Annotated in this window: 9 protein-coding genes; 8 read left to right on the plus strand and 1 reads right to left on the minus strand. The window is 69.9% G+C overall.

What is annotated here, in order from left to right; all coding sequences use genetic code 11:
• Nucleotides 1–203 precede the first annotated feature (203 nt).
• The 8 genes from AC1D1T_RS24210 to AC1D1T_RS24245 are packed head-to-tail and all read left to right on the plus strand — an operon-like array spanning nucleotide 204 to nucleotide 10,066.
• On the plus strand, nucleotides 204–692 hold the full coding sequence (locus AC1D1T_RS24210; protein ID WP_047503164.1) for an Hcp family type VI secretion system effector: 489 nt from the start codon (nucleotides 204–206) through the stop codon (nucleotides 690–692).
• A 1-nt stretch (nucleotide 693) separates the two neighbouring features.
• Nucleotides 694–1,536 carry a type VI secretion system accessory protein TagJ gene (locus AC1D1T_RS24215; protein ID WP_477992616.1) on the plus strand — a complete coding sequence of 281 codons (843 nt, stop codon included), beginning with the start codon at nucleotides 694–696 and terminating at the stop codon, nucleotides 1,534–1,536.
• 9 nt (nucleotides 1,537–1,545) lie between these two features.
• Nucleotides 1,546–2,070 (plus strand): type VI secretion system baseplate subunit TssE, encoded by a 525-nt coding sequence (gene tssE, locus AC1D1T_RS24220; protein ID WP_477825309.1) that lies wholly within the window; start codon nucleotides 1,546–1,548, stop codon nucleotides 2,068–2,070.
• Nucleotides 2,071–2,084: 14 nt separating this feature from the next.
• Nucleotides 2,085–3,953 (plus strand): type VI secretion system baseplate subunit TssF, encoded by a 1,869-nt coding sequence (gene tssF, locus AC1D1T_RS24225; protein ID WP_477825308.1) that lies wholly within the window; start codon nucleotides 2,085–2,087, stop codon nucleotides 3,951–3,953.
• A 32-nt stretch (nucleotides 3,954–3,985) separates the two neighbouring features.
• Entirely contained in the window at nucleotides 3,986–5,029 is a 1,044-nt protein-coding gene (gene tssG / locus AC1D1T_RS24230) for a type VI secretion system baseplate subunit TssG (RefSeq protein ID WP_465113839.1), read from the plus strand.
• A 17-nt stretch (nucleotides 5,030–5,046) separates the two neighbouring features.
• Entirely contained in the window at nucleotides 5,047–7,764 is a 2,718-nt protein-coding gene (tssH, locus tag AC1D1T_RS24235; protein WP_465113840.1) for a type VI secretion system ATPase TssH, read from the plus strand.
• A gap of 9 nt (nucleotides 7,765–7,773) precedes the next feature.
• Nucleotides 7,774–8,736: a Fic family protein gene (locus AC1D1T_RS24240; RefSeq protein WP_477826315.1), complete on the plus strand. Its 963-nt coding sequence runs from the start codon at nucleotides 7,774–7,776 to the stop codon at nucleotides 8,734–8,736.
• A gap of 16 nt (nucleotides 8,737–8,752) precedes the next feature.
• Nucleotides 8,753–10,066 carry a tetratricopeptide repeat protein gene (locus tag AC1D1T_RS24245; RefSeq protein ID WP_477992617.1) on the plus strand — a complete coding sequence of 438 codons (1,314 nt, stop codon included), beginning with the start codon at nucleotides 8,753–8,755 and terminating at the stop codon, nucleotides 10,064–10,066.
• 22 nt (nucleotides 10,067–10,088) lie between these two features.
• Here the strand turns inward: AC1D1T_RS24245 and AC1D1T_RS24250 are convergent.
• Nucleotides 10,089–12,254, minus strand: a 2,166-nt coding sequence (locus tag AC1D1T_RS24250) for a di-heme oxidoreductase family protein (RefSeq protein ID WP_477992618.1), incomplete at its 5' end; no start/stop codon positions are given.

Here is a 12,254-nt window from a genome sequence, read left to right on the forward strand (position 1 = left end):
GGAATACACCACGCAGTCGGACACCGGCGGCAAGGGTTCCACCAGCACCGTCGGCATCGACAAAGAGAAGAACTTGGTCAGCTGACCGGCCGCAGGCTTCCTGCGTGCGCCACGGATCGGCCTTCGGGCCGTTTCKTGGCGATCCCGTTTGCGTGACTTTTCGTCGCTCACCCCCATTCGAATAACGCCAGCAAGGAAAGACCATGGGCAAGTCCGACATGTACCTGAAGGTCGAAGGCGCGGCGCAGGGCCCGATCAAGGGCGAATCGCGCGACACCAACCACACCGACGAGATCGAGGTCATCGGTTGGAGCTGGGGCCTGGACGGCAATGCGACGGCCTTCGGCAGCGCGACCGCCCGCACGACGATGCAGGAGCTGATCGTGCGCAAGCGCGTCGACTCGGCCAGCACCGGCCTGATGTCGGCCCTGCGCAGCAATGAACTCATCAAGAAGGCGACGCTGTCGGTGCACAAGGCCGGCGGCGCCGCGTCGATCGCGTACCTGACGATCACCGTCGAGAAGGCGCGCATCCTGTCGCACCGGCTGCGCAACGAGACCGACGGCGCGCCGGAACTGGTCGAGGAGTTCCGCATCGCCTTCTTCAAGGTGAAGGTCGAGTACCGCTCGCAGGACCTCGCCGGCGCCGCCAAGGGCGTCAACACCTTCGAAAACGAAGTGACGGCGGCTTGAAATGACACCCGTCCAAGCTGCGGAACAGGCCCTGAAAGAGGGCCGCACCGATGCCGCGCTGAAGAGCCTGCAGGATGGCGTGCGCGCCAAGCCGGCCGACCCGAAGCTGCGCGTCTTCCTGTTCCAGCTGCTGTGCGTGCTCGGCCAGTGGCCGCGCGCGATGACGCAGCTGGWGGTGTGCGGCGAGCTCGACGCCTCGACGCTGCCGATGGTCAACACCTACCGCGAGGCGCTGAAGTGCGAGACGCTGCGCGAGGCGGTGTTCGCCGGCAAGACCACGCCGATGGTGTTCGGCCGGCCGCAGGCCTGGGTGGCCTGGCTGGTCGAGGCGCTGATGGCCGATGCGCGCGGCGACGCGGCGCTGGCCGCCAAGCTGCGCGCCGATGCCTTCGAGGCCGCGCCGCCGACGCCGGGCACGCTGAACGGCCAGCCGTTCGACTGGATCGCCGATGCCGATTCGCGGCTCGGCCCGGTGCTCGAGGCGCTGATCAACGGCCGCTACTGCTGGGTGCCGTTCAGCGCGCTGACGAAGATCACGATCGAGGAACCCGTCGACCTGCGCGACATGGTATGGAGCGCCGCACAGCTCGAATTCACCAACGGCGGCCAGTCGGTCGCGCTGATCCCGACCCGCTACCCCGGCACCGCGACCGAGGGCGATGCGCTGGCGCAGCTGTCGCGCCGCACCGAATGGCAGGCATTGAACGACGAGCACTTCCGCGGCATCGGCCAGCGCGTGCTGGCGCTCGGCGAGCACGATTCCGACCTGCTGGCGGTGCGCGAGATCACGCTGGAGCCGCTGCCGGTGCCCGATGACGAGCCGACGCCGGACGCCGCGGCCTGACCGACGACCATGGCCACCCATGAGGTCCGCGATCGCCTTCAGCCGGTCCTGCTCGACCGCCTGACCGACCTCAACCCGCATTCGCGCGTCGAGTCGGACGAGTCGCGCGTGATGAACAAGGCGCAGATCCGCGAGGCGGTGCTGCGCGACCTGTCGTGGCTGCTGAACGCCGTCAAGCCGATGCCGCGGCTGGCGGAGCTATACCCGCTGGCCGGCGAATCGGTCATCAACTTCGGGCTGCCGCCGATGTCGGGCCAGCTCGCGTCGCGCATCGACATCCCGCTGCTCGAACGCACGATCAAGCAGGCCATCCTGCGCTTCGAGCCGCGCGTGATGGAGGACTCGCTCGAGGTGAAGGCGATCGAGCCGTCCAGCGTGCTCGACACGCACAACGTCATCGAGTTCGAGATCCGCGGCTTCATGTGGGCCCAGCCGGTGCCGCTGGAGCTGCTGCTGCGCACCCAGGTCGACCTGGAAGCCGGCCAGATCGAGGTGCGCGACGCCGCCAGCGGCTCCCTGAAACGCAAGACCTGAACGGCCCGCCCTCGATGGATCCGAACCTGCTTCGCCTGTACAACGACGAACTCGGCCACCTGAAGGAGGTCGGCGCCGAGTTCGCGAAGGAATTCCCGAAGATCGCCGCCCGCCTGTCGATGGACGGCGTCGAGGTCACCGACCCGTATGTCGAGCGCCTGCTGGAGGGCTTCGCCTTCCTCGCCGCGCGCGTGCAGCTGAAGATCGACGCCGAGCACCCGCGGCTGATCCAGCACCTGCTCGAGACCGTGTACCCCGGCTTCCTGTCGCCGATGCCGTCGACGATGATCGCGCGCATGCGGCCCGACCCGCTGGACCCGAACCTCGCGCGCGGCTTCACCGTCAAGCGCGGCAGCGCGCTGCACAGCGAGACGGTGCGCGGCCAGAACACGCGCTGCGAGTTCCGCACCGCGCACGACGTGACGCTGTGGCCGGTCGAGATCGACACGGTGCAGTACTTCACCCACGCGCCCGACCTGCCGATCGCGCACCTGCCGCCGGCCCGCCAGGTGCGCGGCGGCCTGCGCATCCGGCTGAAGGCGAGCGCCGGGCTGAAGTTCAGCCAGTTGCCGATGGAACGCCTGGATTTCTACATCAGCGCCGGCGACGACGTGGCGTTCCGGCTGCACGAGCTGGTGCTGGGCGCGAGCCTCGCGAGCTGGGTGCAGGGCGGTGCCTCGCGCTCGCCGAGCCAGGGCTATGCCGACGCCGCGTCGGTCGAGGCCGTCGGCTACGACGACGAGCAGGCGCTGCTGCCCGAGACGCTGCGCGGCTTCAGCGGGCACCGCCTGCTGCAGGAGTACGCGGCGCTGCCGCAGCGCTTCCTGTTCTTCTCGGTCACCGACCTGGCGCGGCGGCTGGCGCGCGTCGACAGCAGCGAGTGCGAGATCGTGCTGCTGTTCGGTCGCGGCGAACCGGCGCTCGAATCGCTGGTCGATGCCAACAGCCTCGCGCTGTACTGCACGCCGGCGATCAACCTGTTCCCGAAGCGGCTCGACCGCATCCAGCTCGGCCCGGGCAGCTGGGAACACCATGCGGTACCCGACCGCACGCGGCCGATGGACTACGAGGTCCACACGATCGAGAACGTCACCGGCTTCGGCACCGGGCAGGTCGCCGAGCAGCGCTTCCTGCCGCTGTACGCCACCTTCCACGAGGAATCGCGCAACCACGGCGCGTTCTACACGCTGCGGCGCGAACCGCGGCTGCTGTCGAGCCGCCAGCGCCTCGAAGGGCCGCGCTCGGCCTACATCGGCCAGGAGGTGTTCCTGTCGCTGGTCGATCCGCGCAATGCGCCGTACCGCGAGGACATCCGCCAAGTCTCGCTGACTGCGCTCGTCACCAACCGCGACCTGCCGACGCTGCTGCCCGGCTCAGCCAGCACCTGGACGCTCGACGTCGCCGGGCCGGCCGGCCGCATCGAGACGCTGCGCGGCCCGTCGCGGCCGGTGCAGCGCATCGCGCGCGGGGACATCGGCTGGTCGCTCGTCAGCCTCTTGACGCTGAACTACCTGAGCATCGCCGGCGAGGACCCGCGCCGCGCCGGGTCGGCGCTGCGCAGCCTGATGGCGCTGCACGGGCCGGAGCAGGACGTGAGCTGGAGCAAGCAGGTCGAGGGCATCCAGGCGGTGGAGGCGCGCGCGGTGGTGCGCCGCCTGCCCTTCCCCGGACCGCTGACCTTCGGCTGCGGCGTCGAGGTGACGACCACGGTCGACGAACTCGGCTTCCAGGGGTCGAGTGCCTTCCTGCTCGGTTGCGTGCTGGAGCACTTCTACGCGCGGCATGCGTCGGCCAACAGCTTCTCGGAGACCATCGTCCGCTCGGCGACGCGCGGCGAGATCCTGCGCGCGCCGCCGCGCATCGGTTCGAAGGCGATGCTGTGAGCGCGACGCCGCCCCCGCCCCAGGATCCGAAGGTGCTGCACGAACGCCGCACGCGGCTGTTCGACGAGATCGCGCGGCAGCCGTGGGCGCACGACTTCTTCGCGGTGCTGCGCCAGATCGACGCGCTGTGGCCGCAATCGCCGCGGCTCGGCTCGGCGCTGCGGCCCGGGGCCGAGCCGGTGCGCCTGGGGCAGGACCCGGAGCTCGATTTCGCGCCGGCCGGCGTGATGTCGTTCGAGGCCGGCGAGCGCAGCGTGCCGCGCCTGGGCGTGCGCTTCTTCGGGCTGTTCGGGCCGATGGGGCCGCTGCCGCTGCACTACACCGAGCACGCGCGCGACCGGCTGCGCAACCACGGCGACGCCACCTTCGCGCGCTTCGCCGACATGTTCCACCACCGCATGCTGCTGCTGTTCTACCGCGCCTGGTCGCAGTCGCAGCCCGCGGTGCAGGCCGACCGCGCGAGCGACGACCAGTTCGCCAAGTGGGTCGGCGCGCTGTTCGGCCAGGCGCCGGCCGCGCTGCGCGGCGCCGATGCCGTGCCCGATGCCGCGAAGCGCTTCGCGAGCGGCCACCTGGCGAGCGCGACGCGCCGGCCGGAATCGATCGTCAAGGTGCTGCGCCAGTACTTCGCGGTGCCGATCCGCGTGGAATCGCACGTCGGCCACTGGCTGCCGCTGCGCCCCGAAGACCGCACCCGCCTCGGCGGCCGCGGCAACCTGGGCGCGGCACTCGGCGTCTCGGCGGTGGCCGGCAGCAAGGTCTGGGACCGCCAGTACAAGCTGCGCCTGCACATCGGCCCGCTGACGCTCGCGCAGTACCGCCAGTTCCTGCCCGGCCAGCGCTCGCTGATCGAGCTGCGCGACTGGATGCGCCAGCTGCTCGGCTTCGAGATGCTGTGGGACCTGCGGCTGATCCTGCAGGGCAGCGCGGTACCGGCACTCGGGCTGTCGGGCGCGTCTCCTGCCGCGCTCGGCCTGACCAGCTGGCTCGGCCGCAAGACGCCGCACCCCGACCGCGGCGAACTCCTCCTGAACCCGGCGCAGATGCACGCGACGGGCTCACATTCCTCCACCTAGGGACCCAAGGAACGACCATGGCTGAAATCAGTCGCACCGCCCTCTTCGGCAAGCTCAACCCGATCGCCTACAAGGCCATCGAAGGCGCCACGGTGTTCTGCAAGCTGCGCGGCAACCCGTACGTCGAACTGCAGCACTGGATCTACCAGATCCTGAACGGCAACGACAGCGACCTGCACCGCATCGTCAAGCACTACGAGCTCGACGGCGCGCAGCTGGTGGCCGACCTGACGCAGTCGCTCGACCGGCTGCCGCGCGGCGCCACCTCGGTGACCGACCTGTCGAGCATCGTCGAGAACGCCGTCGAGCGCGGCTGGGTCTACGGCTCGCTGATGTTCGGCGACCGCCAGGTGCGCACCGGCTACCTGCTGGTGGGCGCGCTGAAGACGCCGTCGCTGCGCAACGCGCTGCTGGCGATCAGCAAGCAGTTCGAGCGCATCAAGCTCGACGACCTGATCGACCGCTTCGGCTCGCTGCTCGCCAGTTCGCCCGAGCATGCGCAGGCCGCGAGCGACGGCGGCGCGCCGGGCGAGGCCAGCGAGGCGATCGCGCCGGCCGCGATGGGCAAGCAGGAGGCGCTGAAGCGCTTCACGACCGACCTGACCGAGCAGGCGCGCGGCGGCAAGATGGACCCGATCGTCGGCCGCGACGACGAGATCCGCCAGGTGGTCGACATCCTGATGCGCCGCCGCCAGAACAACCCGATCCTGGTCGGCGAGGCCGGCGTCGGCAAGACGGCCATCGTCGAAGGCTTCGCGCAGCGCATCGCGCGCGGCGACGTGCCGCCGGCGCTGAAGGACGTGGAGCTGCGCGCGCTCGACGTCGGCCTGCTGCAGGCCGGCGCCAGCATGAAGGGCGAGTTCGAGCAGCGGCTGCGCTCGGTGATCGACGAGGTGCAGGCGAGCGCCAAGCCCATCATTTTGTTCATCGACGAGACGCACACGCTGGTGGGCGCCGGCGGCGCGGCCGGCACCGGCGACGCCGCCAACCTGCTGAAGCCGGCGCTCGCGCGCGGCCAGCTGCGCACGATCGGCGCGACCACCTTCGCCGAGTACAAGAAGTACATCGAGAAGGACCCGGCGCTGACGCGGCGCTTCCAGAGCGTGCAGGTCGACGAGCCGGACGAGCCGAAGGCCATCCTGATGATGCGCGGCGTGGCCTCGACGATGGAGAAGCACCACAAGGTGCAGATCCTCGACGAGGCGCTGGAGGCGGCGGTGAAGCTCTCCCACCGCTACATCCCGGCGCGCCAGCTGCCGGACAAGTCGGTCAGCCTGCTCGACACCGCCTGCGCGCGCGTCGCGGTGAGCCTGCATGCGACGCCTGCCGAGGTGGACGACTGCAGCAAGCGCATCGAGGCACTGGAGACCGAGCAGGGCATCATCGGCCGCGAGGCGGCGATCGGTATCGACACGCGTGAGCGCAGCGCGTTCGTCGAGGAGCAGCTCGGCATCGAGCGCAAGCGGCTCGACGGGCTGAAGACGCGCTGGACAGCCGAGAAGGTGCTGGTCGACAAGCTGCTCGCGCTGCGCGCGAAGCTGCGCGGCGTGGCCGGCGCGGTGGAAGGCACCGGCAGCGCGCTGGAGCAGAACGCCGAGAAGGTGGCTGCCACGGTCGTGGCGGAAGCGCCGAAGCTGTCCGATGAGGAACGCGCCGCGGCACTGACGGAACTGAAGCAGGTGCAGGCCGAACTGGCCACGCTGCAAGGCGAGCACCCGCTGATCCTGCCGACGGTGGACTACCAGGCGGTGGCGAGCGTGGTCGGCGACTGGACCGGCATCCCGGTCGGCCGCATGGCGCGCAACGAGATGGAAACCATCCTGAAGGTGGCGTCGCTGCTGAGCCAGCGCGTGATCGGCCAGGACCATGCGATGGAGATGATCGCCAAGCGCATCCAGACCTCGCGGGCCGGGCTCGACAACCCGAGCAAACCGATCGGCGTGTTCATGCTGGCCGGCACCTCGGGCGTCGGCAAGACCGAGACGGCGCTCGCGCTGGCCGAGGCGCTGTACGGCGGCGAGCAGAACCTGATCACGATCAACATGAGCGAGTTCCAGGAGGCGCACACCGTCTCGACGCTGAAGGGCGCGCCCCCTGGCTACGTGGGCTATGGCGAAGGCGGCGTGCTGACCGAGGCGGTGCGGCGCAAGCCCTACTCGGTGGTGCTGCTCGACGAAGTGGAGAAGGCGCACCCCGACGTGCACGAGATGTTCTTCCAGGTCTTCGACAAGGGCTTCATGGAAGACGGCGAAGGCCGCTTCATCGACTTCAAGAACACGCTGATCCTGCTGACGACGAATGCCGGCACCGAGCTGATCGCCAACATGTGCAAGGACCCGGAGCTGATGCCCGAGGCCGAGGGGCTGGCGAAGGCGCTGCGCGAGCCGCTGCTGAAGATCTTCCCGCCGGCGCTGCTGGGCCGGCTGGTGACGATCCCGTACTACCCGCTGTCGGACGAGATGCTGGGGCAGATCGTCAAGCTGCAGCTCGGGCGCATCAAGAAGCGCGTCGAGGCGCGCTACAAGATCCCGTTCGAGGTCGGCGACGACGTGGTCAAGCTGGTCGTGAGCCGCTGCACCGAGAGCGAATCGGGCGGGCGGATGATCGACGCGATCCTGACCAACACGATGCTGCCGGACATCTCGAAGGAGTTCCTGACCCGCATGATGGACGGCACGCCGATCGAGCGGGTGAAGGTCAGCGTCGTCGACAACAACTTCCACTACGGGTTCTGAGGAGCGTCCATGGCCCTTTTCGACAGCAAGCCCAAGGTCGCCCCGTACGTCGCACCGGCCGGTGCGGTCACGATGGACGCCCACCAGTTCCGCAACACGATGCGCGTGCGGCCGGTCTACTCGACCTACTCGCGGGTGGTCGGGCTGGGCCCGGCCAACACGGCGTTCGACAACGCCTTCACCGAATCGCTGCGCGCGATGGGGGCCGACGGCTTCTGGCACTTCGGCACCAATGCGAATGCCGGCAACCCGAGCGCACTGCGCTTTCCGGACGCGGCCGGCCTGAACTTCTTCATGACCGCGATCGAAGGCATGTTCGAGATGGACCTGAAGCTGATCGAGCGGCGCGCGGCCTACGCGAACGGCCTGAAGGGCAAGGCCGGCTCCCACCTGCTGATGCCGCAGCTGCGGGCCGAGACGCAGCCCGAGGGCAGTTACTACCAGCCCCCGGCACCGGTGGCCCCGAAGCCCGGCGTACCGGCGGTGCCGGCGCGCTCCGAGCGCTCGCTCGACCAGGCCAGGGGCCTGGCCTGGCTGACCAAGGGCGTGCAAGGCGACACCTCGGCCTTCTCGCAGGTGCTGCTCGGGCTGGTCAAGCGCGACGGCAGCTTTCCGCTGGGCGGCAGCCTCGCGCCGCTGCAGGCGGCCTGGCAGCGGATGGTGCCGCTGGCACCGGCCTATCGCGGCTGGAACAACGCCGCCGGCATGCAGAAGTACCCATCGAACGTCGGTGGCGCCAAGGTGCTGGGCGACGTACTGTCCGACCTGAGCACCTCGCCGATGCCGGCGCAGGGCAGCGACGACTGGTACGAGCTGGCGCTCTACGTGATGGGCTCGATCATCACCGCGCAGGCCTTCACCGATGGCAACAAGCGCGCCGCCCGGCTGGCCTACGTGCTGATGCTGCTGAGCGGCGGCGTGCCGATGGTCGTGCCGAACGACCGCCTGGGCGCGACGCTCGGGGACATGTGAAGCGACAGGCCGCACCGTGACCGAATCCGCTGACCTCGGCCTCGACGAAGCCCTGCAGTTCGCGATCGGGCTGCACCAGAACCAGCAGCTCGAAGGCGCCGAGCAGGTCTACCGCCGCGTGCTCGCGGTGGCGCCGGACCACCCCGACGCGCTGCACCTGCTGGGCATGGTGCTGCACCAGACCGGCCGCAGCGAGGAAGGCATCGCGTCGATCCGGCGCGCGATCGAGCTGGTGCCGGATTTCGCGGGTTACCACAACAACCTCGGCAACATCCATGTGTCGCGCCACGAGCTGCCCGAGGCGACGGCGGCCTACGAGCGCGCGGGCGCGCTGGAGCCCGGCAGCGCCGACCTGCAGAACAACCTCGGCTCGCTGTACCGCGCGCAGAAGCGCCCCGGCGACGCGCGTGCCGCCTACCTGCGCGCGATCGAGCTGAACCCGCGGCACCTGAACGCGCACAACAACCTCGGGCTGCTGGCGGCCGCGCAGGACGACCTGCCGGAGTCGATCCGCTGGTACTGCAAGTCGATCGAGCTGCTGCCCGAGCACCCGGACGGCCGCAAGCTGCTGGGCATGACCTACTACACGATGGGCAAGGTGCGCGAGGCGGCCGAGGTGTTCCGCCAGTGGCTGGCCGAAGAGCCCGGCCACCCGATGGCGCAGCACATGTTCGCGGCGTGTTCCGGCAGCGGTGCGCCGGAGCGGGCCTCGGACGACTACGTCGAGTACACCTTCGACCACTTCGCCGACAGCTTCGAGACGCAGCTGAACGAGCGGCTCGACTACCGCGCGCCGCAGCTGTGCGCGCAGCTGCTCGCGCGGCTGCTGCCGCCGGCGGCGAAGCAGTTCAACGTGCTCGACGCCGGCTGCGGCACCGGGCTGTGCGGGCCGCTGGTGGCGCCGTGGGCGCGGGTGCTGGCGGGGGTGGACCTGTCGGGCGGCATGCTCAAGCATGCGCAGACCAAGGGCGTCTACGGCGACCTGTACAAGGCCGAGCTGACGGAGTTCCTGCGCGAGTCACCGGGCCAGTGGGACGTGATGCTGTCGGCCGACACGCTGTGCTATTTCGGCGACCTGATGCCGCTGATGGCGGCCGCCAGCGGCTCAGTGCGCGCGGGTGGGTTGATGGTGTTCACCGTCGAGGCGCTGCCCGACGACCGACCGGAGATGTTCCACCTGGAGCCGCACGGGCGCTATGCGCATGCGCGGGCGCACGTGGAAGCGGCACTGGCGGCGAACGGGTTCACGCTGGTGGAGATCAGCGGGGAGACGCTGCGGCAGGAGGGTGGGAAGCCGGTGGCGGGGTGGCTGGTGGCGGCGCGGCGCTGAGGCCGTCCGCCTCGGCAACTCCTTACAACGACTCCAGGAACGCCACCACCGCATCGCGATCCGCCCTGCTGAGCGCCTCGAACTTCGCCCGGCTGCCGCTGCCCTCGCCGCCATGCCAGCCGATCGCCTCCACCAGCGTGCGGGCGCGCCCGTCGTGCAGGTAGCGCACGGTGGCCGCGTCGGCGAAGCCGGTCTCCTTCTGCACGTACTTCAACGACCCCAGGCCCCACAGCGGCTGCGTGCGCCACAGGCTCGGGCCGGCCTGGCCTTCGGTCATCGTGTCGGCCAGCTCCGGGCCCATGTCGTGCAGCAGCACGTCGGTATACGGGTGGATGGTCTGGTTGCGCAGTTCCTGGAACGGGTGGTTCGCGCCCGTCTTCAACTCCGCCTTGTGGCAGCCGGTGCAGCCCGCCTGCGTGAACAGCTGGCTGCCGCGCGCGATCGACGTGCGCAGCGCCTCGGGCAGGTCGTGCTCCGGCGGCGTGACCGTGCCGTCCGTGTAGCCGCTCGCGTACTTGCGCTGCGCCGGCACGCCCAGCAGCTGCAGGTATGACGCGACCCGGTCGAGCTCCGCGCTGCTCACCGACGGCGTCGCGGTACTGGTCTTGCAATCGGCCGCGCCGCGCAGGCAGCTCACTGACTTGAAGGCCGGCGTCGTGACGCCCATGTCCTGCAGGAAGGCGCCCGCGGCCTGTTGCCGCACCGTCGCCTTGCCGGCCTTCCAGCCGTAGCGGCCGAGGTGGCGCTGGCCCGTCTCGGGGTCGATCGACCAGTTGGGAATGCCGCGGATGCCGTCGCCGTTCGCGTCCTGCGGGTCGGCCAGCGCGAGGATGGTGGTCTCGTCCAGCGCCTCGATCAGGCCCATGCCCACCACCTGCGGTGCCTGCCGCACCGACAGCTGCGCCGGCACCGGCCCCTTGAAGGCGTAGACGGGCTTCTGCAGCTCGACCGTCTCGCCGCCGGCCAAGGTGCGCACCGTCTTCACGAACGACTGGATCGAGACGCCGTAGTCGGGCGCGCCCGCCGTGCGCGACAGCTGCTGCACGTTGACGCCGTAGGTGGCATCGGGCGTGATGGACGTGCTCGTGCTCGCCGCCGCGGTGAGCACCGCGAACTTGTTCAGCGGCGTGCCGATGTCGGCGGCCGGGCTGCGGCCGTTCAGCGTGTGGCAGCCCAGGCAGCGCACTTCGTTGAAGCGCTCGCCCAGCTGGTTGGCATGCGCGGTGAACACCGGGTTCACGGTCGGGCTCTCGGAGTGCTTGCCGTCGAGGAACGAGGTGTGGAACAGCCGGCGCCCTTCGACGAAGCGCTGCATGTCGGCGATGCCGATGTTGTTGACCGACTGCTGGAAGACGCGGTGCGGTTCCTCGGAGTAGTTGTACGAGACGCTCGCCTGCCCGCCCAGCAGCGCATCGTCGGGCAGCGGGGTGGTGTCGAGCTTGGGCGCGATGCCGTACCACGGCACCATGCCCTTGCCGACCACGTAGAGCTGCTCGAACGAGTAGTCGCGGTTGTGGCCGCCGTCGATCAGCGCGATGTCGGTGCCGGGCGTGTAGTCGAGGAACACGCCGGGCGACATCTCGATCTTGTCGCCGACCTTCAGCTTGTTGTTCGCCCGCGCGATGCCCTGGTACTGCGCCTCGTCGGCCATGCGCCAGTAGTCGGTGATGCTCTGTGCCACGCACAGGTCGGCGATCGCGGTGGCGGGGTTGCAGCGCTGCGTGCCGTCCTTCGGGTTCGTGTAGCCGACGCCCATCTTCCAGCCGTACTCGATGACGTTCGGGTCCAGCCGGCGGAACGCGCTGAAGCTGTTGTTGATCATCGTGCCGACGTTCGGCTTCAGGTAGGCGGTGATCTTCTGGCGGCCGGCCGGCACCTCGTCGCGGATCACCAGGCCGAAGGTGCGGTTCTGGAAGTAGAACGGCGGGAACGCGAAGTAGCTGCCCGGGCCCTTGTCGACGGTGTCGGTCCACGGCTCGCCACCTTCGCGCGCATGGCGCGGCGTGGGGCGGAAGCCCGCATAGGTGACGAGCGTGCCGTCGGCCTCGGTGACCTGGATCTGCTCGATCACCGGGGTGCCGGCGGCGTACAGCGGCACGTAGTCGGTGGCACCGCTGTCGGTCGGTGCCGGCGCGGGGGCCGCGGTGGGTGCGGGCGCCGGCACAGGCGCGGGGCCCGAGGCAGGCGA

Source organism: Rhizobacter sp. P2_H3, from assembly GCF_056403355.1.